Consider the following 23,892-nt stretch of genomic DNA (forward strand, 5'->3'; position numbering starts at 1 on the left):
GCGAGGGAAGCGGAGCCTAGTGCAGCTGGCCAACTTGCGCGAGCAGAAAAGCCCTCCTAACGGGCAGCAGCCCTGAGCCCAGCACGTGAGTGCTGGGTCAACGCGAGAAAGAGAACAGTCCCGCAGGGACGGCACCTGAACGGACGGACTGGGCAACTGAGCAACTCTTATGACGAAGCGAAAAGGCAAAGGCGCATACATGATCTCGGTCGTCGCGGAGATGTACGACATCCATCCGCAGACGCTCCGGCTGTACGAACGAGAGGGCCTTCTGAAGCCGTCGCGCAGCGAAGGCAATACTCGTCTCTACACAGAGGAAGACCTGAAGCGGCTGGAGTTCATCCTGTCGCTGGCGCGCGACCTCGGTGTGAACATCGCGGGAATTGCCATCATTCTCAATATGCGAGAGCGTATGGAGCAGATGCAGGGACAGATGCAGGAGTTCGTGCGCTACGTGCAGCAGGAGGTTGCAGCTCGCGCCGCCGCACAGATGCACACCTCCGATGCGATTGTTCCCCTGCGCCGCGGTCCAGTCGTCGTCCCGCCTGATGGCAAAGAGCGCAGGCGGTGAACCGAGTGTCGCAAATGCAAGAAAGGCAGCCCATCGCGGCTGCCTTCCTTTCGCTGACACAAGGCCTTCAACTGCTAAGTTCCCTCTTACACAGCGGTAGTTACTTGAATCTTCGGTTGCAGCCTGACTGTGCTGTTCAGTGAACGCGATACCAAACAAGCGCGCTCCGCTTTCTCCAGCAGCTTGAGCCCGCGTTCTTTCTCGTCCTCATGCATGACCGTCAACACCGGCTGGATACGTACATTCGTGAAGCGGTACCCGCCCGGCTCTTTCTCTAATACACCCTGCACCGAGACGTCGAGCGAAACGGTATCGAATTTCGAATGCTCGGCAATTGCGCGAAACGTTGACAGATAGCATGATGCGATTGCCGAGAGCAGAAAGTGTTCGGGCGTCCACATATTCCCTTCGCCGCCGAACTCGGGAGGCGAGGAAAACTCGATAGCCTGTGGCACGTCTTCGGCAGAGACGATGCCTCGTTGCGCTAAGACCCAGTAGGCCGTGGCCCTGTACTCATACCTGTTCTCCATGGCATCTCCTTGCAAGCGCTATAGACGCCTGCTAGCGCGGTCCAGAGAATCGCGTTAGGCCAGAGTGCTGCTGGCGGACTACGCTATCGCTTCTCCGGCTCCCAGCCTTGCCACACAGGCGTTCCCTTCCTGTCGCGCAAGATGAGCGTGTTCGCGCCTATCGCAATTTCTCTCGCGAGCACCTCATCGACTCCGTCGATCTTCAGCTTCGAGCCCATGACCTGAACCTGGTCGCCTGTCTTGAAGGCGACTTCCAGCTCTTGCAGGAACTTCTCTGGCGCAACGTGGACAAGCATAACGCCGGCGCCGGATTTTACCAGCAGATGGGTGCCCTCCGCCGAACCTGGCACGAGTTTCACCTCTTCAACCGTTCCTTTCAATTTTGTTTCCGTCGTAAGGTCATACTTGGGGCCAGTCGTGCCCGCTGGTTTTTGGGCCCACAGCATTGGCGCCAGCAGGACCGCGAATAGAGCAGTGACGAACGAAGCTGTCAAAAAGCGCTGTCGTTTCATGATTCTCTTCTCCTTTCGAGCAGGGGTGGGAAGAGCGGAAGCGCGGGATCTCACGGGCTGTTATCGCACTGTCGTGCTGGGCTTGCCGGTTTGGCCGCATACTACCCTCCTGCTGAAGCATCCAAGTCTGGCCGGAGTCCGGGAGGTTGAGGAAGCCCTTGGCTGCTCACCGAAGATGGTTTCGCGAAGCCAACGGCACATGGCCTTTGCTGTCGCGGAAGGCCATTTTCGGCACTACCAGCGTAGGTCTGCTTCACGATGCATTCAGTGAGCGTAGTCACACGCGCCCGTGACTGTCGTCGCTTCAGCAACACAGGGATGCGGCGGCTACTGCCGCTTTTGGGCCTGTGCGATGCACGAAGGTTGCGGTTCCAGCGAGTTTGGGGAATAATCTCCCACCGGTTCATTTCAGGATTTCCGGATTCGTGCGCTGGCCCAAATCAAAACGTTTCCTCAAGCGACTCCACTCTCCGCTGCATCAAGCCGAACGCGATGCGGTCGAAGGCTTTCTAGGTGTCGCGCGCGCCTTCCTGGCGCTGCTCTCCTTCGTTGCCGTCCTCGTCGACGCTCCCGACCCGCCTGGTTACGCCAGGCTTGCCCACGTGCTGCTCATCTTTTGGGTCCTGTACAGCCTGGGAGTCGTCGTATGGTTGCGCTATCGCTCCGTTGGGCCTCGGGCAATTTTGGGCTTGCACGGTCTTGATGTTCTCTGGCCCCTCCTGATCACGCTTTTCACCGAAGGTCCCAACAGTCCATTCGTCACCTACTTTGTGTTCGCCCTGGTTGCGGCAGGTTTCCGCTGGGGTTTCTACGAATGCGTGGCGACAGCGCTCGCCGGGGTTGGCCTGCTCAATTTAGAAGCGTTGCTGCTCAGCGACGGGCCTCCGGCCTTGCAGCAGCTCGCGCTTGAAGGACAATTCGACGTAAAACACCTCATCATCCGATGCTCTTACCTGATCGCGCTCGGATTCATGATTGGCTATCTTGCCGAGAACGAGAAAGAACGGCGAGCGGAGAGCGCGCTCATTAACCGTGTTCTTCTCTCCGTGCAGGCCAACGCTGGCCTCTCCGGCAGCATGCAAGCCACACTTACGGCATTCATTCACGTATACGGCGCTTCACATGCCTGCGTGCTGATGAAAAACCTGAGCAGCAATCGCCTGTACCTGTGGCAGACGCCGAACGGAACAGCGCAGACTCCCCGCCCTTTTGTGCGCGAGATCCCAGCCGAGGAAGCGGCAGCGTACGAATTGCAGGGTGAGCCTCGGACATTCTTTTATACGGCCGGAAAATATGGCCCCGAGTTGATCGCTTTGGCCGGTGACGTGGTGACGCGCGAACCGGGACGCCGCCTTCAGCCGCTCCCCTGTTGGACTCAGCAGCCGACTTCAGTTGTTTCGACTTTTCACGAACTTGGCAACGATTGGTCCTGCCGTATTCTGCTGCTGAATGCGCAACTCGGTTACGGAATCACTCGTGAACTTCGGTTCGCCGAGAAGCTGCTGCGGCGCACCGGTCCAGCGATTTACAGCATTTATCTCATCCGCCGGCTACGCTCGCATATTGGAGCGATTGAGCGCGCTCGCGTTGCGCGTGAACTTCATGACGGTGCCATACAGTCGCTCATTTCGGTGGAGATGCAGGTTGACGTGCTGCGGCGCCAGGCCGAACGCAGCGCCATCCCCATGGCGGGCGAACTAGACCGCATCCAGCAACTGCTTCAGCTTGAAGTGCTGAACATGCGGGAACTCATGCAGCACATGAAACCAGTTGATATGGGACCGCAGCAACTCCTTGATTTCCTTTTCGACACCGTGGACCGCTTCCGCCGGGATACCGGGATATCGGCCACCTTCAGTTCCGACCTGCAGGAGGTCGAAATCTCCCCGCACGCATGCCGCGAACTCGCCCGAATCCTTCAGGAAGCTCTCGTGAATATCCGCAAACATGCGGGCGCTCGCAACGTCATGGTGCGTCTCGCCCTGGAGAATGGGGGGTGGAAGCTCATCATCGACGATGACGGCTGCGGGTTCCAGTTTGCTGGGCGGCTGAGCTTTGAAGAACTGAACACACAGCGTACAGGGCCAAGTATTATCAAAGAGCGCGTTCGCAACATCGGCGCGGAGTTGTGGATCGAATCGACTCCCGGACGCGGCGCACGCCTTGAAATTTTTCTACCCCATAAAGGACAGGCATTCCATGGATAAGAATGACAAAGTCCGAATCCTCATCGCTGACGACCACACCATCTTTCGGGATGGCCTGCGGCGCTTGCTTGAGTCGGAGGGAGAATTTACCGTCGTGGGCGAAGCAGCCGATGGTGCTGAAGCTCTCACTCTAGTTGAGAAAACAAATCCCGACGTCCTCCTGCTCGACCTTGCCATGCCTCGCGTGCCCGGCCTGGAGACACTTCGCGCGCTTTCGACCCAGAAGTCTCCGGTTCGCGTCATCCTGCTTACTGCCGCGATTGACAAGCGCCAGATTGTAGAAGCATTGCAGATGGGCGCCAGTGGCGTGGTCATGAAGGATGCCGCGACGCAATTGCTGATGAAAAGCATTCGCACCGTGATGTCGGGCCAGTTCTGGGTAGGACGGGAGGCCGTGGCAAACATGGTGCAGTACCTGCGCGATCGGGCCGCCAACGAGCCTCCATCACCGGCGAAGAGCTACGGTCTCACTCGCCGTGAGACCGACATTCTCTCTGCCATCGTCTCTGGCCTCAGCAACAAAGAGATCGCGCAGAAGTTCGCGCTCAGCGAAGACACGGTAAAGCATCACCTGACGAACATTTTCGATAAGGTTGGCGTGTCAAGCCGTCTCGAACTGGCACTCTTCGCCATAAACAACAGCCTCGTAGACCTTAGAAGTAGCGCCCCGAAGTAACACCGCTCTAGATCGCGGCCAAAAGTGGGGCGGCGAACCCGGCAGGATTCGCCGCCCGCGACAACTTGGACTGAGTTCCGCGCCTACTCGGCCTTGGCCATTGCGGCTTCTCGTCCGGCTTTACGCTTCTCTGCGCTGCTCTTCGGCTGGTAAACGCAACAAGGTTCTTCGGCGAACAGGTCGCCTGTCATTGCGTACGAGCGGGCGCGAGAGCCTCCGCACACATTCCTAAACTCGCAGTCGCCGCACTTGCCCTTCAGGTTGTCGCTATCTCGCAGCGACTTGAACAACGGAGAATTGCGATATAGATCGGATAACGATTCCTTCCGCACGTTCCCTGCACTCATCGGCAGGAACCCGCTGGGGAAAACTTCTCCCATGTGCGAAATGAACACGAAGCCTTTGCCGTCATTGATGCCGCTTGCGCGACCGATGCCATCCGGTGTACTCACGCCGATGAACGACGGCATCTTGCTTGCCGAACTTCCCGCCCTGCTCTCCCGATTCGCTTCCGTTCGGCGCTGCATCAGGTATCGGCGATAGTGCTGTGCCTCGGTGCTCTTGATATCGAACGGCACACGCATGGAAGTCTCGTACATTTTTTCGAATACCTGTTCGAACTCTTCCGCTGAAATCAAATCGATATTCTGCCCGCGTCCCGTGGGCACAAGGAAGAACACGCTCCAAAGAACGATATCGAGCGTCTCCAGCAATGCGATCATCTCGTCCAAATATTGCAGGTTGTGGCGAGTGATTGTGGTATTGATCTGTACGGGCAAGCCGATCTCGCGCGCCCAGCGCACGGCGTTCAATGTCCATTGGTATGAGCCCGGGACACGCCGAAAGGCATCGTGAATCTCAGCTCTCGGACCGTCCAGGCTGACAGCTAGCCGCGATAGACCAGCCTCTTTCAATTGCACGATTGCTTCGCGGGTGAGCAGCGGTGTCGCACTCGGCGTCAGGGACGTCCGCACGCCGTGCTCCGCTCCATAACGCACCAGGTCGAAGATGTCGGGACGCTTAAGAGGATCGCCCCCGGTCATGACGAAGACGGGCGCCTGCATTTCGGCGATTTCATCGATCAGCCGCTTTGCCTCCACGGTGCTCAACTCCAGCGCATTCCGCAGTGGCTGCGCGCAGGCCCGGCAGTGTAAACATGCCAGGTCGCAAGCCTGCGTCGTTTCCCATATAACGATGAATGGCCGCTCGTCGAAGTTCACCTTCATGTCCATGACCTTCAGGCTGCCAGAGGGGCTTCCCCCAGGCTGTGATTTCAGTCACACTTCCTGAAATTGTTTTTCAAGATCAGTTGAGCGAACTCCCCTGGAACCCCGTTTTCCAAGCGGTTCGATATCACCAGTCCGCGTGCCCCACGTCACTTCGGCCGCTTCCAGCCAGCGGCACAATAAAGGCAATCGCCCGGCGCGTTTTGCCGCGCGCCTCTGCACTGAGCGTGGAGGTGCAGCCATGAGCCACGATTCTCGCGACGTGCTGGCCGTCCTCAGATACGAACTCAATTTCCTTGAGCAGGGCGGCTACGAGCGTCTGCGGCACTCACGCCAGGCGGCTTCGCCATTCAAGGGCTCCCTTACGTGCCTCAACCACGGGCAGCCGCTGCGCCCTCATGCTTGCCACGAATGCTTTTTGTACGAGTTCGTCCCAACTGCCAGCCAGGTGGAGGATGTGCCCTGCGAGCATATCCCACTGAAATCTTCAGGCCAGACCATTGCCGATTTTCTGAAAAGTGAACAGTTCGAAGAGCTTGAGAACGCATTGAAGGAGTGGCTTCAAAGCACGATCGCGCAACTGGAGGAACAGCCATCACGAAGGGTGAGCTGATCAGTTCCGTTCCCCCAACTCGGTTCAGAACTTAGTGGTTTGCTCCTCCCAATTTGGAGACGCAACATGATTACGACCTGTGCGAATGCGCAATGCAACGCTTCATTCGGATTGATGCAGTCAGGCCGGATATTTCGGATCGAACGTCCCAGTCCTTCCGCGTCGAAGGTCGCGCAAGACTTACTCTGGGATAGCAGTAGGCCGCGCATAGAGCACTATTGGCTTTGCGACAAGTGTGCCGGGCAGTTCACGGTGGTGGTCGATGCCGAGGGCGGCATCATTATTTCCCGCATTGGAACCACCTCTGGAATATCCAACACCAACTCTGGCTTATCCTGACGGGCGCGTGCGACAATGCGCAACTCACCTTGCAACTGGGTGTAAGCAGAGTTGTGTGTAAGCAAAGTTGTTGGGAGCCCGCTCGCATTATGACGAATCGAAATTTGCTTGCAATCCTGCTCGGGGTTCTCGTCGGCCTGACGGTGGGTGTGGGCGGCTACACTTTCATTTACGCAAAAGGCTATTCGTACCTGACAAACAACCCCGCCGCCTGCGCCAACTGCCACGTAATGCAGGATTACTACTCCGGTTGGATCAACTCCAGCCACCGCTCTGTGGCCGTTTGCAATGATTGCCACACACCTTCGGGACTGATTCCTAAGTACGCGGTCAAAGCCAATAATGGATTCTGGCATTCGTTTTACTTCACGACTGGCCGCTTCCCGGACCCCATTCAGATCACCAGGCGCAACCACCAGGTAACGGAAGACGCCTGCCGCAAGTGCCACCAGGAGATTGTTTCTGCCATTGAAGGTGCGCATAGCGACGAGGCAAAACGATTTTCCTGCGTGCGTTGCCACAGCAGTGTGGGACACCTCGGCGCCATCGGCGCCGTTGCCATAAACAGTATCGAGGACCAGCCATGACCGAACAACGCTCCGATAAGCCGGCGCGCTTCACGCTTCGTATCGTAATCGTCGTCGCGGTCGTTGCCGCGCTTGCTACGGCCGGACTTACCGCTCTACTCGTGAACATCTTCGAACACAAGCAGGAGGCGCGGAATCCGTTTTATCGCGTCGTAGAACTCACCGATGAAACCGTGGACCCGGCTATCTGGGCCAAGAACTTCCCGCAGCAGTACGACCTTTATCTGCGAACCGTAGACCAGGAGCGCACGAAGTTCGGCGGTAGCGAAGCCCTGCCGCGCACGCCAACGGAGGCCGATCCGCGATCAGTGGTATCGCAGTCACGGCTGGAAGAAGACCCGCGCCTGAAAACCATGTGGGCCGGCTACTCGTTCTCGGCGGACTATCGCAAGAAGCGCGGCCATGCCTACATGCTGGACGATCAGGCTTTCACCGGACGCCAGCAGGCGGCGCAACAGCCCGGAACGTGCCTTCACTGCCACGGGTCCGTTTACGTGCCGTACAAGCAACTGGGCGACGGAGACCTCATCAAGGGCTTCGAGAAGATGAACCAGATGCACTACTCCGACGCCCGCAAGAAGGTCCAGTTCCCAATTGCCTGCATCGATTGCCACGATCCCAAGACGATGCAGTTGCGGGTCACGCGTCCCGGCTTTATCGAAGGCATCCGCGCTCTCAAAGCCTCGCAAGGCGTTAAGGACTATGACGTGAATACGATGGCTACGCGTCAGGAGATGCGCACCTTCGTCTGTGGACAGTGCCACGTCGAGTATTGCTTCAAGGGACCGGAAAAGCGCCTGACCTATCCCTGGGCCAAGGGCATCAAGGTCGAGAACATCATGGCGTACTACGACGAGCAGAAGTTCACGACGTGGACTCATGCCGACACCGGTGCGTCTGTAATTAAGGCGCATCATCCCGAGTTCGAGATGTGGAACCAGGGCATCCATGCGCGTTCCGGCGTGGCGTGCGCCGATTGCCACATGCCCTACATGCGTCAAGGTGCTCTCAAGATCAGCGACCACAACGTACGCAGCCCTGTGCTCAATATCAATCGCGCCTGCCAGACCTGCCATAAATGGTCTGAGGCGGAGCTGAAGCTGCGCGTCGAAACCCTTCAGGAACGCGTCTTCGGACTTCGCAACCAGGCGATGGACGCACTGATGGCGCTTATCGCCGATTTGAAAGCTGCCAAGGCAGCCGGCTACTCCGATGCCGACCTCGCCACGGCACGCGATTTCCAGCGCCGCGCGCAGTTCTATCTTGACTTCGTGGAGGCCGAGAACTCGAGCGGATTCCACGCGCCGGAAGAAGCTGGACGGATCCTGGCGGACTCCATCAACATGTCGCGACAGGGTCAGCTCTCGCTTCGGCCACTGAGGGCGGCCGCGAAGCCATAAAGCGCGACTCACAGTCGTACCGCATTCGTGCCGCTTTTCTGGTACAAGCGGCGTCTAATGATAAGGAGAAGGGACCGGTACTAACATGAGCAAGCGTTCATTCACCTCGCTTACGCCGCAGGAAGCGCTGCATGTTGCCGTGTTCATTGAGGAGCGCAACGCCGAGCTCTACCACCGCTTTGCCGAGATGTTCGTCGAATTTCGCGACCTTGAGTCACTGGAAATTGCCGGCGTCTTCTGGGACATGGCGGTGGAAGAACGGCAGCATAGTACGTTGCTTCAACAGCGCTATACCGAGCGGTATGGCAACTCCGCTTGCGCGCTCACCGAAGACGATTTGCAGGAGATGATCGAAGTGCCGCACCTTGAAGATGGCGACGTGTTTAGCGCCGAACCTTCCGCGCTTGGACCTTCGCCTCGGGAACGAGCGCTGCATGTGGCGCTCTTCGCGGAACAGAATGCGCGCAGGTTTTACTCCGGAATCTCGGAAACCGCGGCCGATCCGGTGATGCGCAAGTTCTATCGCGAACTCTCCGAATTCGAAGCCGACCACGTCGCCTTTCTCGAGAAGAGACTCACCGGAGCAGAGGCTAATGGGAAGCAATCGAGTGGCCCGGTGTAGTTGAGTCGCGGGTCTTGAGTCGCAGCAGCTATTGACCGATCAGCAACTCCATGCTTTTCTTAGGCACGGCATTACGCCGTGCCTGTTCTCATGCGCGATGCACGAGCAAATGAGCGCTTACGCGGCCGTTGTTTCCCCGCCTAGCAACGTCAGCACCTCGCCCGTGATGTAGCTTGAGTCCCCTTCGGAGGCGAAGAACACGAATGCCGGAGCTATCTCCTCGGGTTGTGCCGCCCGCCCCATCGGAGTTTGCTTCCCATGCTCGGCTACGTCTTCAGCTTCCTTGTCGGCAACATTGAGCGGCGTCCACACCGGTCCCGGAGAAACGCAGTTGACGCGAATCCCTCTCTCCACCAACTGCTGTGCGAGTGATTTTGTGAAGGCGTGGATTGCGCCTTTTGTCGCCGAATAATCCAGAAGTTTCTTGCTGCCCTGCAATCCTGTAATCGAACCGCAGTTTACGATTGCCGAGCCCGGGTTCATATGCGCGATTGCAGCCTTTGCCATCCGAAAGTAGCCGTAGATATTCGTCTTGAACGTGCGGTCAAACTGCTCGTCCGTGATCTCCTGAATGTCTTCCTGGTGCTCCTGAGAAGCCGCGTTGTTCACCAGAATGTCGAGCTTGCCATATTCGTCCACGGTGCGCTCGACAGACTCCAGGCAGAACTCCGGTTGGGTTATGTCGCCCGGGATGAGCAAGCAACTCTGGGCCTCCGCCTCCACCGCATCGCGCGTCTCCTCGGCATCACGCTGCTCCTCTGGCAAATACACGATTGCCACATCAGCGCCTTCCTTGGCGTAGAACACAGCCACGGCCCGCCCGATGCCGGAATCACCGCCGGTTATCAGCGCCACTTTACCTTCCAGCTTGCTTGCCGGTTTGTAAGCCCCGCCCTCGTACTTCGGACGCGGTTCGATCTCTGCCTCAATGCCGGGCCTGGGCTGCATCTGTTTGGGATAAGGTGGCCGCGGTTCTTCCAGCTTGCGTATTTCACCATCGACTGGGAACTCATGCACGCGCGCTTGTTTCCTCGCCGTGGTCGCCTGCTTCGCCGCGCTCTCCTTCAGCGCGTTCGCTCCACGAGTACTTCCTGCTGATTTTCTAGCCATGGCTGCTCCCCGAGTATTTCGAATGTGCACATAGATGTTTCGGCGGAAGATCACGCTGTCCACCGGAAGGTTGCGCCAGCAAGGGGGAGGAGTTCAGACATGCCGGGGCAAGAAGCTTGTGAGCAGATCGACGATACGCCCGGCAAAACCGTCGGTTGTCGACCAGGGGCTCGGCTGCCGTACGATGTGCAGAGTTCCGCGCTTGCTCAACACCTCGTAGTCGCTGCCTCCATCCTCACGACGCCAAAAGCGCAGACCCACAACTGCTTCGCCCACGTGCAGGTTTCGAAGAGTGATTTCCGGCAGCCACTCCGGGAGATGCGGATCCACGATGAGCACTTTCAGCGGCGCGTAAGGATAAAGGCCCAACATCGACTGCACCATCGCGAAGATCGCAGAAGCCGACCACGCCTGCGGCCAGCAGGTCTTGGGATACAACGCCGGAAACGGATGCTGCGCATCCCGTTGATGTCCAGAAAACACTTCCGGCAAGCGTTCGAAGTCGAACATGCCAGCGGCTTCGAACATCCCCTTGCATACCCGTTCAACATAGTCGTACAGACCGAACCGCATCATGCCGATCGCAAACGTTCCGTGTTCGACAGGCCACACCGACCCCCGATGGTAGCTGTACGGATTGAACGCCGGATGCTTCGAGGAGAGCGTCCGTATCCCCCAACCCGTGAACAGGTCGTCCTGCATAAAGCGTTTGGCCGTTGGCTGCACCAGCGCGTGATCGACGATGCCCGCCGCAAGCAGGTGTCCAACATTCGACCCCACGGAGTCGATCGGTTCATCCTTCGGACCCAGCCCCATGTAGAAGAACTGTTCCTGCTCCCACCAGAACCTCTCATTAAATCGCTTCTTGAATTCCTGTGCCTGGTGGAACAATTGCCTCGCTTCATCTTTTCGATCCAGCCACCACAACAGCTCAGACATATGCAGCTTTGCGATATACGCATATGCCTGCTCCTCGCACGTTGAGACCGGCGGCGACACTTGCGAGCCATCAGCCCACACTATGGCGTCGCGAGAGTCTTTCCACCCCTGGTGAATCGTCCCCTGCTCGGAGTGCGTCCGGTATTCGTAAAAACCGTCGCGGTCGAAGTCGGCATATTCGTCCATCCATTGCAGGCACTTCATAGCCGGCTCGATGAACGGCTGGACGAGCGCCTTGTCGCCCGTCCAGTGCCAGAGCTCCGCCAGTGCGACCGGATAGAATTTGCTGGTCGTGGCCGAACCGTAGTAGCGCACGCGAGGGTTGTAGCGCAGGGTTGCGAGTGGGCCAGTGTGCGCTTCGTGGATCATGCGTCCGGGTTCTTCATCGAGCCAGTCGTTGACGGTCGTGCCTTGTGTCTTCGGCAACTCGGCCAGAGCGCCTACCATCATCGACGCGCTGACCGACGCCGCTTCCCACGAAGCGGTCAGCGTGTCGCGGCCGAAGAGCGCGATGTAAAGCGGCAACCCAGCCGCCATCGTCCATTCGCGCGGGCTACGGTCCATGTCATACAGGCGAAGTGCCGCGAGGTCGCGCTTTGCCTGTTCGCACGCTGTCGATACCACGTGCGCCAGCGTATCGCTCTCGATTGTGCTGAAGTGCGTGGACTCGGCAAAGAACAACTCACGACGCCGGTCAAGCAGGTTTTCCTCTCCTCCAAATGCAGCACACTCATACAGCGAAGGCATCGCTTCGCCCTCTATGTACGGAACAAGTTCTATGCAGGCGTTCCAATGCTGCAGCGGCCCAATCTTTATGGGAAAACGTATCTGCCCGCCCTCGTAACCCGGCTCTGCGTCACTGCGCGCAATGCGAACGGCGAGTCCGCGGTGCATGGTGGCATCGCCGATGTTGCCCTGGTGGTCGAAGTGGTGTTGCGCGCGATAGTCGAAGCGCAACTCATGAGCGCCATCGTCTGCGCGTCTCCACTCGCGAAGCAGTTCACCGCATTGCTGGCGGCTCTCTGAACTTTCCAGTTGATCCAGAAAGTCGCCATCGCACTCGAGCACCAGTTCGAACTCTACTTCCACTTGCGAGAAGTTCGTCAGCTCCACGTCTTCATGCACGCCCAATCCGACGAAACGCGACAGTCGCAGTTCGATCGTTTCCTCCGAGATGGGCTGTACCTGGCCACTGCCGCGATCGGGATTGCTGTCCTGCTCGCGCCCGGGCCGAGCCTGTATGTAGTAGCCCATCCACGAATGTTGTTCAACGTTCGACAGCGCCACCGACATTGGCTCTTTGCCATTGACCTTGTAGCGATAGCAGGACAGCATCCGCGTCTGGTGTACAAACAGCCCCTGGTCGGGGTCCGGACGAATGAAACCGTCCAGTCCCGTTGCCATCACCGTCCTGTTCTGACTTACGTAACCGGAGTCGGAACGCGGATGCAAGCGGATGAGGTTGAAGCGCCGGTTCTCGATCATGCGCCGCTTCTCATTTACGCCGCCTCCTCGCGACCGCGTTGCACGGTCGCCTGTCCCACGAGGCGCTTCAACTCAAGCGCGTTCTGCGCGGCGTAACCTGCCTGATCGTTATCGAAGTAGACGAACACCGCTCTCATTTTTCTGCTCCAGTTAACGATGCGGTCGGCCCATTCGCGCAGCTTCGCATGTTCGTAGCTGCCCTGGTACTTCCCTCCAGGCCCGTGCAGTCGCACGTATGCCCAGTCCGCAGTGATATGCATTGGCGTATGAAAGCCAGCCAGTTCATAGATGCAGTACGCCGCATTCGACTTCTGCAGCAACTCGTAGACTCTCTGTTCATTCCAAGACGGCTCACGGAATTCAAAGCTGTAGCGGTGGTAGCTCGGCAATTCGGACAGAAACTCCTCCAGTCTTTCCAGGTTCAGCTTCCACCGCGGCGGAAGCTGGAAAAGAATCGGCCCGAGCTTCGGACCCAATACTTCTGCGCGCGGCAGAAAGTTGCCGAGCGCGTTCTGCGGATCCTTCAACTTCTTGTTATGTGTGATGAAGCGACTGGCTTTCACCGCGAAAAGGAATTTGCTTGGCGTGGCATCGCGCCAGCACACAAACGTATCGGTCTTGGGAAGCTTGTAGAAACTGTTGTTCAACTCGACGGTGTCGAAGTGCTGCATGTAAAACTCCAGCATTTTCGAGCCAGCCATCTTTTCCGGATAGAAGTTGCCAAGCCAGTGCTTGTAGTGCCAGCCCGATGTCCCTATCCAAATCTCTCCCATCATTTCGTCCGGTTACGAATTTATGCGACCCGCCCGATATTTGCGGAAAACGCGTACCGCTGGGATGGTTTGCGGCGCAGCATCCGGCGCACTCCCTCCAGGCTTGCGCCGTATAACACGTGAGACGCGAACATTGCCGCGTGCGCTTCCGCCGGGACCTCAGTCGGCCAGGGTGAAAGTCCGAGCGCCGGGACCGCAATCTCATCGCCCACGGCCCAGACCGCCACGCCGAAAGGGGCGCCCATTCCTTTCGTCATCATGGGAGCGACTTCCGCCGCCGCTCCGTACGCCGCGCCCAGCAGCGCTCCGAACGCATAATGCACTACAGGACCGGCCTTCCGCCGCTGCTCAGGCGTCAGTTCATGCCCGGAAATCTTCCACCATGCGCGTTGCGATGCTTCTCCTGTTGGGTCCGCCAACTGCTGGAAATACGTTACTCGTTCCCGCATTAATTGCTTGTCGCGCTGCGGATCGTTCCACATGCCTTCGCGCTTCGCATTTGTGCCACGAGCAGCGACGCTCATGAGCATGTTCATCGCAAAAGAAGCGACGAGCCCTCCAAGCAGACCCGCCGCCAATCCTTTTGCTATCGCTTTTGCGTCAGCATTAGTGTGGTTGCGCATCACTGGTCTTCGCTTCCGACTTAGCCTTCTCAGACTTTTTGCTCGCCATCGTTCCGCCGGTCGTACCTGCTACCTGCGTGGCCTGCTTCAGGTGATCTTCCAGTGTCGGCAGCGTCGTTCCTGCCCACGACTTCAGGTCCGAATCGCTCGCCGATTTCGAAGCCCTGCGGAACTCGGCGACGTCTTTCGTGTGATCAGTGACCATGTGATGCATGTAAGCCTTGTCGAAAGCGTCGCCAGAAAGTTTCTCTAACCTCTGCTGCTCCGCTTTCTGTTTTGCGCTGGGCTCGGTAGGCAGTGTCCAGTTCTTCTGTTGGGCCAGGCTCTTGAGTTCATCGTTCGCCTTGGTGTGGTCGGTGACCATGCGCTGACCAAACTGCTTCACTTCGTCCTTCGAAGCCTTCTGTTGTGCCAGTGTGCCGAGTGCGACCTCCGAGAGGCCGCCCTGAGCCGCTTCCATCACGAACCTCTTATCCATGCTCCCGGCCTTTGCACCCGTGGGCTTGGCGGCCGCCTTGTCCATGTCACTGGACTGCGCCTTGTTCTCTTGTGCTTTCGCGCCCTTGTCTCCGGTGGTGCTGCTACCCTGCGTTTCCTGCGCGTATCCGAACAACCCAAGGCAGAGCATCACGGCTAATACCATCGAATGCATGAGCAAACGTCGAACATTCACAGCGTGCATCTCAAGTCTCCTTGACGATTGGATCGAGAAACGAAGCGGCTGTATACCTAGGACTCCCACGGACGCTGCGAAGTTGCTTAGTCAACCAGAGTGTCTGATTTGTCATCAGGCGAACTCGCCAGTTCGCGCCATGCTCAGTGGCAACTAAACCTCTACCCGCCGGTTCCAACCACCGTGATAACCCTCTGTTCGCGCCAGCACTTAAAAGGAGAAACGCATGGCAACGAAGGTTTTTTGGGGCGGGTTCGCAGCGGGCGCTGCCGCCGGGCTTGGAACTCTTTGGGCCGTCAGCTTCATCGGACGCGGTGGCAAAAGCCGCATCATTCGCTTCGAGAAAGCGGTTCAGATAGGACGTCCCGTACACGAGGTCTTTGACGCCTGGTCGGATTACAGCCGTTTGCCGCAATATTCGAGCTTGATCCAGAGCGTCACTCGCTCTGGCGACCGCTCCCACTGGGTCATTAACCTGGACGGGAAACCCTTCGAATGGGACGCCGAGATAACACAACTCATCCCTAATGAAGCCATCGGATGGAAATCTGTGGCTGGCGCCAAGAACACCGGCCGCATAAGCTTCTCCCCCATCGGCAATGACACTCTCATGAATGTGGTCATGAACTACGCGCCGCCCGCGCGGATGCTTCGCCCCTTCTTCTCTGCCATGTCAGGCAGAATCGAAGGTCGCATCGACCAGGCAGTTCGGGACTTCAAGGCCGCACTCGAAGGCAAAGGACAGGAAAACGTGACTAGACCCCTGGCAGGCGGCAGCAGTTCCGGTTCAACCGACAGGCAGCCCTCGCAGGCAACTGCACATATGGGCCGGGTCCGGAGTTGCTCACGGAAAATCAAAATGCGCGCTACGGCTCACCTTCGGTTCCCGTCGAGTACACGCGCCCTCCCGACGCGAAGCGATAACGCTTCGCGGGGCGTCGATTCACAATTGCCGAGCCGAAGTCTCAACCCGTTTTTTGGACCCCTGCCGGTTGGGAGGCTGCTCCGATTTTGAGACTTGCATCTATCTAGACAAGCCGCGTCGCATCGTCAACTCAATCGAAGTTTGCAGGAGAAACGTATGAGAAAGATTGTGATCACCATCCTGGCGCTCGTGTTGACGTTCGCCTTCTCCGCTGCTGCACAGAATCAGGCCGCCGGTGGCGCAACCGACAAGTCCGGCAAGAAGGTTGCAAAAGCTGAAAAGCAGGAGGCAAGCGCAGCGGCAAAGAATAAGGAGATGAGGCTTACCGGGTGGGTAAAAAGCGAAGGTGACAAGGTTACCTTTGTGAACGACAAGGATAAGCAGACTTGGAGCGTTCAAAACCCCGACGTTTTGAAACCGCTTGATGGCAAGCACGTGAAAGTGAAAGCGGCGATTCACGAATCCGATAAGTCTCTGACCATCGCCAGCGTGAAAGAGATGCGTAAGAGCAAGCAGGCCGGCGAAATGGCCCAACACAAATCCCAACACAAATAAGGTAGCGCCGACACTCCCACGCAGAAACGACTGTGAAGGTTAAACCTTCGCAGTCGTTTTTTCAGGCAAAATTCCGCGAACTATTGGTCGAGTTCCTGCGGAAACGATTTCAGTTCTACCTCGCGTGACTTCGCTAATGGTTGCTTGTCCACGCTAATGCTGTGTTGAGTCAGCTTACCTTTAAGCACCACGAAGCCCTCTTGGGCCTGCGTCTTCCCCGAAGGATGTTCGACAGCGCCGTCGAACTCGAACCACACATCGTGGATCGGTTTCGTCACCCAGGTCAGCTTGTCGCCCACAAGCGATGCCTTGCTGAAGAACTGGTCGAGGAACGTGTCTTTGTCACTCCCAGTGTCGCCATAACGCGACACGAATCCGGTGACCACGTTTCCTTCTTCTATATTGATCTGTACGAATTCGCCATCGCGCAGAAACGAATACATGCCCGAGATATCTTCGGCCGCGCTCTGCTCCCTCGCAGCGCCTGCTGGATTCTGTGCTGGAGGCTGTTTCTGTTCCTGAGCCGGACCGTTCTTCTGCTCACGAGATGCAGCCTGAACCTCGACTCCAACGGCGAGCAAGCTCCACCCGGCCGTGCAACCCGCCATCACGAGCGACACCAAAACTTTTTTTCTCATGTGAGTATCCGTGAAAGTATAACTTGAATCCATACTGCCCCCGAAAGTGGCCGAGCAGTTTTGGACGGTTCGTCCGTTTACTCAGATATAATCAGCCACCGCTGTTGTGGGCCCGGTGCAATGCCGTACAGCATTCTTGTCCCTCACGAACTCGCGGAAACTCCGTCGCCGCACGATGGCCCCGGGCTACTTCCTGTCATCGAGTCATGGCCTCGCGTGTTCCTGACGAATCTTCGGGATCTTCTACTCAGGCGTAAACAGCCGCCTTTCGAACTCACCTGTTCGCCGGCGGAGTTCTGGCCAGATGTTTTCGTGCCATCGCCTCTGCCGCGTCGTGGACTGTTTGACTCGGTAATTATTCACACACTTGTGGTCATTGCGCTTTACGGAATTTCGGTATCGGCGCTTTTTCGGCAGCGCCAGCCACAAGCGGTTCTCAACCCCTTCGACCACGCGACAATTTCTTATTATCCCGTGTCCGAGTATTTACCGCCTATTGAGAGCCCTGGCAAGCCAGCGCAGATCGCGCGTCGCGGCGAGCCTGAGCACGCGCGCCAGCAAATCATCTCCGTCCCGCCAGAGCCCGACAACTCGCGTCAGACCATTGTCACGCCCATGCCAGTGAAGTTGACGCGGGACATAGCGCTACCGAATGTCATAATCTCCACGCCCGTGCTGGCTGCGCAACCAGTGGCGCCACGCGATGTCTCCGAGCATAGACTGCCGAAGCTTACCCCCGATGTTGTCGGACCGGCACCCGATGCCGTGCCTAACTCGCCCCGCTCTTTGTATCTTCCGACAGACGTTATCGCGCCCGCGCCGGACCCAATCTCCAGCGTGCGCAAACTTTCGACGAGCATGCAGCCGTCTGCCGTGGAACCGCCGCCCTCAACAGATGAGATCAAGCGTCGCACCGGCCAGTTCAACATGGCGCGCCTCACCGCCAAGATCGCGGAGCCTAGGCTCGCGGTTAATGAGCAGCGCGCGACCGGCGCGGCACCGCCACCGGATGTCGGCGCAAAGGCAAGCGCAACGGCGGTTCCCGCCAGCCCAAGTCTGCACGGACTTGCAGGCACGCGCGCCGCCGGCCAACTTATCGCGTTAAGCGTTCAACCGGGCCAGCCGACAGGTCCCATCGAAGTGCCCGCCGGTAATCGTCACGGAGTTTTCGCCGTCGGCCCCGAAGGCAAGCCCGGAGCGCCCGGAACGCCGAACATTGTTGGCGGCGCGCTCGAAAAAGGCAGCGGTGGCACATCGACGGCGGGGAATGGCACCGGCTCGAACCCGAGCGACGTGCCCGCGGGCATCAGCGTTGGCAAGCCACCCGCAGGAACTGTCACGGGACCAGTTGCTGGAGACGTTCCTTTGTCGAATGCGCAGGCGCCTTCCACCTCCTTGCGCGACAAACTAATCGCAGCGGCACGCATGCCTGACATTGGACGACAGCCTCTGCCAGGCACCACTCCCAAAGCGGATCGCAGAATTGAAGACAAGGTTTTCAACGGAAAAAAGTACTACTCGCTCACGCTGAACATGCCAAACCTCTCCTCGGCGTCCGGAACCTGGATCATCCGTTTCGCCGAACTTAGGCCGACCCGCGACCAGTCTGACCTGAGCGCGCCCGTCGCCCTCACCAAGTCCGATCCTGCATATCCTCCCGACCTGATTCGCGATCGAATCGAAGGTACGGTCGTGCTTTACGCCATCATTCATGCGGATGGCACGGTTACAGACATGCGCGTGCTCAACAGCGTTGACCAGCGTCTGGACGAGAATGCCATGAAGGCTCTCGCCCGGTGGCATTTTCGGCCCGGGACAAAGCACGGCGAACCCGTCGATATCGAAGCCGTTGTGCAGATTCCCTTCCGCGCCCGCCGAGCGTCTTTCTAATCAGGCCCGCATGGAAAAGCTGCGTAGCGCAGGCTGTTACAGCGTCGCACTTAAATGAACATCGTTAGCAGAAGCTAGATTCTCGATGAGGGTCAGTCTCTAAGAAGTCGAACCGGAACGGGCGGCCGCTCGCACCAAGTCATACACTGCTGTGTTTGCGCATACTTCGTAGTACTTGCGGTCAGTCCAATCCTTCACGGCGAAATCGCGCGCGTCGATATGCGCAACCCTCGCTTCGCGTACCACGATGGGATGGAATACGCCAGATCCCAACGGTACGAGTCCGCTGTAGAGCCGAACCCGCTCTTGGCCCCAGAGCATTGGCAACAACACATCGCGTGTCTCGAGCGAGATTTCCTGCTGCAGCTTGGTGAACGCCGCTGCGTTAATGTGTATGCCGCCAATGTTGTAGCGCAGCAGGAACTCTTCCGGAATCCCAGCGGTGTCGGCATCGTCGACGGTCTGGAACGAGAACACGTTGAACAGGCTGCCTGCGTTCGCAAGATACTTCCGCGCACCTTTGCTGCACGACGACAGCCGGTCGCTTTCATTCAGCGCCTTGGAGATCATGATGCGGCTCGATCCGTCCATCAGGTACATCGGCGGAGAATCCTGGTAACAGATGCCGAGCCCAAGTTCCAGCACGGGCAGGCCGGACTTCTGCGACTGTTCGTTGTAGCCGCGCACGACGTCGATCATCTCGCGCGCCAGCATGCACGTGCGCGCGACCCCGAAGTTCTGCTCGCCCTCACGCTCGAACATGGCGAGGATGACCGCATCACCCTCGATGAATACCTTCGACGCGCCATACTTGGGCAGTAATTTGTTGATCGGCTCGTAGAAGTTCAGGCTGAAGTACGACGCCGGATTCAAACCGCGTTCGTACAACGTGCGCGTGAGCATTGTTGAATCGCGAATGTCGGCCTTCAAGATGATATGGTCGATGACTTTGTCTTCTGCCGGCTTCTGTTCCTCCGGCAACAGGAACTCGTAGAGAGTGCTGTTGATGGACGAGAGCTCGCGCAGCTTCTCATTGGCAATGACGTTGACCGAATCGCTCGCCGAGTTCAGCGCTTCCAGCCTGCGCAAGTCGCGGTGGTAGCGCATGAAGTCGGAAAGGAACCTGCCCGCAAACTTCGCCCGGTCCGCTCCGCCGTAGGCTTCCACTCGCTTGACCGCCGCCTGCAACTTTTCCGGCGAGACTTTGCCGTGCTCGTCCAGCAACTGCTCCACCCGTTTGCGCTCGGTACGCGAGATCAGCGCGTTCTTCAACTGTTGCGGATTGATCAGCGGAGAATACTCCCCAAGCAGCGGGCTGACTTCGTAGCTTGCAATCACGTGCGCGATGACGTCGGCTCGCTCAAGTTCCTGCAACCATGCCACCAGGAGTGCACGTTGTCCTTTTCCCCGTGGTGTACCGTCCTCGGGGACGCCGCTACCCACCAGTTCCTGCGCATTCTCTGGCACGCTCAGCAACCCATCGATTGCCGAATCGGCGTCGCTGCCATTCGTAAGCTCCAGCGCTTGCAGGAACCCGGTGGCGATTTCCAGCATGAGTTGAAACCGGTCGGGATCGCGCTCGTAATTACCAAGCATGACGTACTGCTCGGCGTTGAGATAATCGTCGCGTCCGTCATCGGTGAAGAGCAACCGGTTGAGAAACAGTTCGTAGGTGCCGGTGCTCACGTCCCCGAACAGCGAGCGACGCATACGCAGCAGTGATTCCTTTTCCACCTCTCGTAAAGTCTCGAAGAGGTCCTGCCCGGCCTTGCGCAGGACTATCTTCTTCGCGACCTGGAGTTTTAGAAAACGGTCGCGCAACTCAATTCCCTTTGGAGACGTCCGCGGCCCCTCGTACGATTTCAGCTTGGCGCGGCAGCGCTCTAACACCTGCAGGAATTGCGCAGCCAACTCGTTCCGGAGCATCTTCAGTACGGCTACGCGCGCCAAAAGATCGATCGCGATATTGCCCTGGGCCTTCGCCTGATTCAGTGCGGAAAGTTGCAGTTCGACCAGTCCACGCTTGAATTCCGCTCCGGAGTCGAGTGGCTTGGCTGGGATTGGTTGCGGCGGGCCTTGTGCCCTGCCCACAAAGTTGGAGACGCGAGGCTGCGGTACGCGCACCAGCGGATCTTCCTGCACCAGGTCTTCGACATTGCCGTACTGGACGATCAGTCGCGCGATGTGCGCACGAGCCATCTCTGCGAACCTGGGACTTAGGTATACATCGGTTCGGAGATTATCAACCCCTGTGACCAGCCCTTCGAGCGCGATCTCGGGCGTATACGAGGCGAGGTTCGCCTGCTTCGCGACTTCGGATATATCGACGCGTTCGAAGAATGAGAAACGAGCCATATCGGTTTACGAGCGCTAGCCTTCGCTTCCGTGCGGTGTTATCGGTTCCATGCGCGTGACTCTACCACAGAAGAACCATCCCAGAATCCAGTTACGCTCTCACCGGACGTTACCACCGCGGAACCGCATCGCCAAGTTACCAAGGAATCGATTGCCTCGTCATTCGCAAGTATTCGTCAAACAACAAGGGCGGCAAAGGTATCTTTCCTTTGCCGCCCACCGGCTCCATGCATTTGACTACTTGCTGCCGACCTGTGGCTTGCGTTTAGCTTCGAACTCATCCCCACTCTTCCACTGCACCATCGTGGGAAGTTCGGCAGCCTTGTATCCGAGCGCCAAACCGAAACGCGCCATCACGGCATCGGCACGATAGTCGAAGTCGTCGCGGAACTCGTCATTCGGCTCATGATAGTTCTTGCCCATCTCCTGCCGGCGAGCGTTCACCCACTCCTCGGGCTGGCCTTCATACTTCTCACCCGTATTCACGGAGAAGGCTGGTACGCCCACGCGCGCAAAGCTGAAGTGGTCCGAACGATAGTAGCCACCAGCTTCGGGACGTCCCGGTGCAAGGATCTTGAATCCGAAATCTGAGGCTGTCTTGTCGAAGATGGGAGCGAAGTTTGTGCGATCGTACCCTCCGGCAGATACCTGCTTGGGTATTCCGAGCGGTGCGATCGAATCGAAATTCAGGTTCAGGCTGATGCGGTCCGCCGGGATTGGCGGATGCTTACCGAGGTACTCCGAGCCACACAATCCCTGTTCTTCCGCCGTCACCGCGGCGAAGTACAACGAGCGCTTCGGCTTCTTTTGCGACGTGGCGGCTGCGCGCGCCATTTCGATAATCATCGCCGTTCCGGTCGCGTTATCGAGCGCGCCGTTATAGATGTTGTCTCCCGGGATATCTGGACGAATGCCAAGGTGATCGTAATGCGCCGTGTAGATGACCCCTTCTTTCTTCAACTCGGGATCAGAGCCTTCGAGCACGCCAACCACGTTCTGCGACTCGAACGGCCGCACGCTGCTCACAATATGCGCCGTCACTTTAACTGGAAGAGGAATCGGCTTAAATCCCGGCTGCCCGGCCGCCTGCAGCAACTTGTCCAGGTCCTGTCCTGCATCGGCCAGAACTTTTCGCGCCAGCTCCAGTTGTATCCACGACGACATCGGCAGTTTCGGGCTGGGATCATCGCGCAATGATGAACGCTCGCCCGACCACGAATTGCGGACCACATTCCATCCATAGCTCGCCATGTCCGCCTTGTGCACGAGGATGACGCCGGCTGCGCCCATTTCCGCCGCGTGCTCGAATTTGTACGTCCAGCGGCCGTAGTACGTGAGCGCCTTTCCCTTGAAGAAGTTCTCATTCTGCGAGGGCGGCTCATTGACGAACATGAGCAGTACCTTGCCCTTCACGTTGATACCGGCATAGTCGTCCCAGTTGTATTCGGGAGCCGTGATGCCGTACCCAACGAACACTACGTCCCCACTCACGTCGGCAGTGGGCAGCTGTGATTCGTTCATCAGCACCATGTCTTCCAGCAGCCGTAACTTCATCGGCTCGCCCTTGCCGGTCGAGATCTCCAACGTACTCTCCGGCTTCGTCGAGACGCCAACCATCGGAACTTTCTGCAGGAAGCCGCCGTCATCGCCAGCCGGCTTCAACCCAGCCAGCGCAAACTGTGTGGCAATGTATTGCGCCGCAAGATCACCGCCGCGCGCGCCCGTGCCACGTCCCTCAAGCAGGTCGCTTGAGAGAAAGCGCACGTCGGCACGAATACGGTCCGCGCTGACGCTTTGCATGGCGGCTGCAGCGCCGACCGGCAGCGATCCAATCTTGGGTTGCGCTTTCGCTCTGGTCTTACTATGCCGCTTCGTCTTTTGAGCCGAGGCAGCCCCAACGCACAACAGCACGGACAGCAGGACAACAAGTGTTCTCCGCATATAACTCCTGAGAATTGGCTGGTAGGTACGGACCTGACATTCTACCCGCTATCGCGGCCCGTTTCGAGTGCGTTGCTCGTCGTTTGCCAGACCTGTTCTGACGGGTAGAAAACGGTCACGAGCTGGCGTGCAAATGACTGGCGGTCTTGTTCGATCCGCAAACTGCGGATCAGTTCTTGGAGCCTCAACCAGCTTTGAAATTTTCTAACCGCTCACTCGCCTGGAACAGCGGAACTGTCAGCGCATCATCCGCATTTACATATTTCCGATGAAGCGCTTCGACGTCGCTACGCGACCAGCCTACAACCGTGGCTTCCACTTGACCATCGGGCGATATCTCAAACATTGTCGGGACATTCGTCAGGCCATAGCCGTTCGAAACTTTGTAGCTTGTCGTGTCATCGAGCGCGACGGTGAACGTAATGCCAAACTCACGCATGAAACTCGCAGTGTCTTCGAGGCTGTCCTGCGACACGCCGATTACGCCGACGCCCGTCCCCTTGAGTTGCCGAGCCAGGCGCTCGTAGAGCGGAAACGCGTACTGGCACACGGGACAACTGATCTTGAAAAACGCCAGGATCACGGGGCCAGTGCGAAGCGCCTCGGTGAGGGAAAACTCGGTGCCATCCATCGTGGGAAGTTTGAAGTCCGGGGCCAGAACCCCTGGAGGGAGTGCAGCCATTCGTCAACTCCTCATCAAAG

Annotated in this window: 23 protein-coding genes; 11 read left to right on the forward strand and 12 right to left on the reverse strand. The window is 58.1% G+C overall.

Annotation, left to right across the window (positions count from 1 at the left end; genetic code table 11):
- Positions 1-169: 169 nt before the first annotated feature.
- On the forward strand, positions 170-571 hold the full coding sequence (locus tag VN622_16760) for a helix-turn-helix transcriptional regulator (GenBank protein ID HWR37515.1): 402 nt from the start codon (positions 170-172) through the stop codon (positions 569-571).
- Between the two features lie 86 nt (positions 572-657).
- Here VN622_16760 and VN622_16765 read toward each other — a convergent pair whose 3' ends face one another.
- Together VN622_16765 and VN622_16770 are read right to left on the reverse strand one after the other, a co-directional pair.
- Complete coding sequence (locus VN622_16765; GenBank protein ID HWR37516.1) at positions 658-1,101, reverse strand: OsmC family protein; 444 nt, start codon at positions 1,099-1,101, stop codon at positions 658-660.
- A gap of 83 nt (positions 1,102-1,184) precedes the next feature.
- Complete coding sequence (locus VN622_16770; protein HWR37517.1) at positions 1,185-1,613, reverse strand: hypothetical protein; 429 nt, start codon at positions 1,611-1,613, stop codon at positions 1,185-1,187.
- A 425-nt stretch (positions 1,614-2,038) separates the two neighbouring features.
- Here VN622_16770 and VN622_16775 point away from each other — a divergent pair, with 425 nt between their 5' ends.
- Entirely contained in the window at positions 2,039-3,820 is a 1,782-nt protein-coding gene (locus VN622_16775; protein HWR37518.1) for a histidine kinase, read from the forward strand.
- Positions 3,813-4,496: a response regulator transcription factor gene (locus VN622_16780; GenBank protein HWR37519.1), complete on the forward strand. Its 684-nt coding sequence runs from the start codon at positions 3,813-3,815 to the stop codon at positions 4,494-4,496. The genes VN622_16775 and VN622_16780 overlap by 8 nt, the downstream gene beginning before the upstream one ends.
- Positions 4,497-4,579: 83 nt before the next feature.
- Here the strand turns inward: VN622_16780 and VN622_16785 are convergent, their stop codons facing one another.
- On the reverse strand, positions 4,580-5,728 hold the full coding sequence (locus VN622_16785) for a TIGR04053 family radical SAM/SPASM domain-containing protein (protein HWR37520.1): 1,149 nt from the start codon (positions 5,726-5,728) through the stop codon (positions 4,580-4,582).
- A gap of 235 nt (positions 5,729-5,963) precedes the next feature.
- On the opposite strand from VN622_16785, the gene VN622_16790 reads away from it, so the two are divergent.
- The 5 genes from VN622_16790 to VN622_16810 all read left to right on the forward strand — a co-directional run bounded on the left by VN622_16790 (position 5,964) and on the right by VN622_16810 (position 9,283).
- Positions 5,964-6,335, forward strand: coding sequence for a hypothetical protein (locus VN622_16790; protein ID HWR37521.1), 372 nt, complete (start codon positions 5,964-5,966; stop codon positions 6,333-6,335).
- A 66-nt stretch (positions 6,336-6,401) separates the two neighbouring features.
- Positions 6,402-6,674 (forward strand): hypothetical protein, encoded by a 273-nt coding sequence (locus VN622_16795; protein HWR37522.1) that lies wholly within the window; start codon positions 6,402-6,404, stop codon positions 6,672-6,674.
- 89 nt (positions 6,675-6,763) lie between these two features.
- Positions 6,764-7,261, forward strand: coding sequence for a cytochrome c nitrite reductase small subunit (gene nrfH / locus VN622_16800; protein HWR37523.1), 498 nt, complete (start codon positions 6,764-6,766; stop codon positions 7,259-7,261).
- A complete protein-coding gene (locus VN622_16805; protein HWR37524.1) occupies positions 7,258-8,661 on the forward strand; it encodes an ammonia-forming cytochrome c nitrite reductase subunit c552 in 1,404 nt (467 codons plus the stop codon). The genes nrfH and VN622_16805 overlap by 4 nt, the downstream gene beginning before the upstream one ends.
- 85 nt (positions 8,662-8,746) lie before the next feature.
- A complete protein-coding gene (locus VN622_16810; protein ID HWR37525.1) occupies positions 8,747-9,283 on the forward strand; it encodes a ferritin family protein in 537 nt (178 codons plus the stop codon).
- A gap of 117 nt (positions 9,284-9,400) precedes the next feature.
- Here VN622_16810 and VN622_16815 read toward each other — a convergent pair whose 3' ends face one another.
- The 5 genes from VN622_16815 to VN622_16835 form a co-directional block, all read right to left on the reverse strand.
- Positions 9,401-10,393: an SDR family oxidoreductase gene (locus tag VN622_16815; GenBank protein HWR37526.1), complete on the reverse strand. Its 993-nt coding sequence runs from the start codon at positions 10,391-10,393 to the stop codon at positions 9,401-9,403.
- A 93-nt stretch (positions 10,394-10,486) separates the two neighbouring features.
- Positions 10,487-12,817 (reverse strand): glycogen debranching N-terminal domain-containing protein, encoded by a 2,331-nt coding sequence (locus VN622_16820; protein HWR37527.1) that lies wholly within the window; start codon positions 12,815-12,817, stop codon positions 10,487-10,489.
- 14 nt (positions 12,818-12,831) lie between these two features.
- Complete coding sequence (locus VN622_16825; protein HWR37528.1) at positions 12,832-13,593, reverse strand: DUF72 domain-containing protein; 762 nt, start codon at positions 13,591-13,593, stop codon at positions 12,832-12,834.
- Positions 13,594-13,610: 17 nt separating this feature from the next.
- Positions 13,611-14,213, reverse strand: coding sequence for a DUF1440 domain-containing protein (locus VN622_16830; protein ID HWR37529.1), 603 nt, complete (start codon positions 14,211-14,213; stop codon positions 13,611-13,613).
- Positions 14,197-14,865 (reverse strand): DUF4142 domain-containing protein, encoded by a 669-nt coding sequence (locus VN622_16835; protein ID HWR37530.1) that lies wholly within the window; start codon positions 14,863-14,865, stop codon positions 14,197-14,199. Before VN622_16835 ends, VN622_16830 begins: the two co-directional genes overlap by 17 nt.
- A gap of 247 nt (positions 14,866-15,112) precedes the next feature.
- Between VN622_16835 and VN622_16840 the strand changes: the two genes are divergently transcribed.
- On the forward strand, positions 15,113-15,901 hold the full coding sequence (locus tag VN622_16840) for an SRPBCC family protein (protein HWR37531.1): 789 nt from the start codon (positions 15,113-15,115) through the stop codon (positions 15,899-15,901).
- A gap of 66 nt (positions 15,902-15,967) precedes the next feature.
- Positions 15,968-16,366, forward strand: a complete 399-nt coding sequence (locus tag VN622_16845) for a hypothetical protein (protein HWR37532.1) — start codon at positions 15,968-15,970, stop codon at positions 16,364-16,366.
- Positions 16,367-16,446: 80 nt separating this feature from the next.
- Here VN622_16845 and VN622_16850 read toward each other — a convergent pair whose 3' ends face one another.
- On the reverse strand, positions 16,447-17,004 hold the full coding sequence (locus tag VN622_16850) for a hypothetical protein (GenBank protein ID HWR37533.1): 558 nt from the start codon (positions 17,002-17,004) through the stop codon (positions 16,447-16,449).
- A gap of 120 nt (positions 17,005-17,124) precedes the next feature.
- Here VN622_16850 and VN622_16855 point away from each other — a divergent pair, with 120 nt between their 5' ends.
- Positions 17,125-18,894, forward strand: coding sequence for a TonB family protein (locus VN622_16855; protein HWR37534.1), 1,770 nt, complete (start codon positions 17,125-17,127; stop codon positions 18,892-18,894).
- 99 nt (positions 18,895-18,993) lie between these two features.
- On the opposite strand, the gene VN622_16860 is transcribed toward VN622_16855, so the two are convergent.
- The 3 genes from VN622_16860 to VN622_16870 all read right to left on the reverse strand — a co-directional run bounded on the left by VN622_16860 (position 18,994) and on the right by VN622_16870 (position 23,872).
- Positions 18,994-21,249, reverse strand: coding sequence for a hypothetical protein (locus VN622_16860; protein ID HWR37535.1), 2,256 nt, complete (start codon positions 21,247-21,249; stop codon positions 18,994-18,996).
- 237 nt (positions 21,250-21,486) lie between these two features.
- Positions 21,487-23,190, reverse strand: a complete 1,704-nt coding sequence (locus tag VN622_16865; GenBank protein ID HWR37536.1) for a M28 family peptidase — start codon at positions 23,188-23,190, stop codon at positions 21,487-21,489.
- A 184-nt stretch (positions 23,191-23,374) separates the two neighbouring features.
- Positions 23,375-23,872: a TlpA disulfide reductase family protein gene (locus tag VN622_16870; GenBank protein HWR37537.1), complete on the reverse strand. Its 498-nt coding sequence runs from the start codon at positions 23,870-23,872 to the stop codon at positions 23,375-23,377.
- Positions 23,873-23,892: the final 20 nt, after the last annotated feature.

The sequence above is a fragment of the Clostridia bacterium genome, assembly GCA_035561135.1.
Lineage (GTDB): Bacteria > Acidobacteriota > Terriglobia > Terriglobales > Acidobacteriaceae > DATMYA01.

Bases quoted from the DNA above. Each gene is read 5' to 3' on its own strand.
- VN622_16870 (HWR37537.1), bottom strand. From the start codon at position 23,872: ATGGCTGCACTCCCTCCAGGGGTTCTGGCCCCGGACTTCAAACTTCCC.
- VN622_16860 (HWR37535.1), bottom strand. From the start codon at position 21,249: ATGGCTCGTTTCTCATTCTTCGAACGCGTCGATATATCCGAAGTCGCG.
- VN622_16790 (HWR37521.1), top strand. From the start codon at position 5,964: ATGAGCCACGATTCTCGCGACGTGCTGGCCGTCCTCAGATACGAACTC.
- VN622_16770 (HWR37517.1), bottom strand. From the start codon at position 1,613: ATGAAACGACAGCGCTTTTTGACAGCTTCGTTCGTCACTGCTCTATTC.
- VN622_16765 (HWR37516.1), bottom strand. From the start codon at position 1,101: ATGGAGAACAGGTATGAGTACAGGGCCACGGCCTACTGGGTCTTAGCG.
- VN622_16805 (HWR37524.1), top strand. From the start codon at position 7,258: ATGACCGAACAACGCTCCGATAAGCCGGCGCGCTTCACGCTTCGTATC.
- VN622_16845 (HWR37532.1), top strand. From the start codon at position 15,968: ATGAGAAAGATTGTGATCACCATCCTGGCGCTCGTGTTGACGTTCGCC.
- nrfH (HWR37523.1), top strand. From the start codon at position 6,764: ATGACGAATCGAAATTTGCTTGCAATCCTGCTCGGGGTTCTCGTCGGC.
- VN622_16865 (HWR37536.1), bottom strand. From the start codon at position 23,190: ATGCGGAGAACACTTGTTGTCCTGCTGTCCGTGCTGTTGTGCGTTGGG.
- VN622_16815 (HWR37526.1), bottom strand. From the start codon at position 10,393: ATGGCTAGAAAATCAGCAGGAAGTACTCGTGGAGCGAACGCGCTGAAG.
- VN622_16855 (HWR37534.1), top strand. From the start codon at position 17,125: ATGCCGTACAGCATTCTTGTCCCTCACGAACTCGCGGAAACTCCGTCG.
- VN622_16780 (HWR37519.1), top strand. From the start codon at position 3,813: ATGGATAAGAATGACAAAGTCCGAATCCTCATCGCTGACGACCACACC.
- VN622_16810 (HWR37525.1), top strand. From the start codon at position 8,747: ATGAGCAAGCGTTCATTCACCTCGCTTACGCCGCAGGAAGCGCTGCAT.
- VN622_16825 (HWR37528.1), bottom strand. From the start codon at position 13,593: ATGATGGGAGAGATTTGGATAGGGACATCGGGCTGGCACTACAAGCAC.
- VN622_16830 (HWR37529.1), bottom strand. From the start codon at position 14,213: ATGCGCAACCACACTAATGCTGACGCAAAAGCGATAGCAAAAGGATTG.
- VN622_16785 (HWR37520.1), bottom strand. From the start codon at position 5,728: ATGGACATGAAGGTGAACTTCGACGAGCGGCCATTCATCGTTATATGG.
- VN622_16850 (HWR37533.1), bottom strand. From the start codon at position 17,004: ATGAGAAAAAAAGTTTTGGTGTCGCTCGTGATGGCGGGTTGCACGGCC.
- VN622_16840 (HWR37531.1), top strand. From the start codon at position 15,113: ATGGCAACGAAGGTTTTTTGGGGCGGGTTCGCAGCGGGCGCTGCCGCC.
- VN622_16820 (HWR37527.1), bottom strand. From the start codon at position 12,817: ATGATCGAGAACCGGCGCTTCAACCTCATCCGCTTGCATCCGCGTTCC.
- VN622_16795 (HWR37522.1), top strand. From the start codon at position 6,402: ATGATTACGACCTGTGCGAATGCGCAATGCAACGCTTCATTCGGATTG.
- VN622_16760 (HWR37515.1), top strand. From the start codon at position 170: ATGACGAAGCGAAAAGGCAAAGGCGCATACATGATCTCGGTCGTCGCG.
- VN622_16835 (HWR37530.1), bottom strand. From the start codon at position 14,865: ATGCATTCGATGGTATTAGCCGTGATGCTCTGCCTTGGGTTGTTCGGA.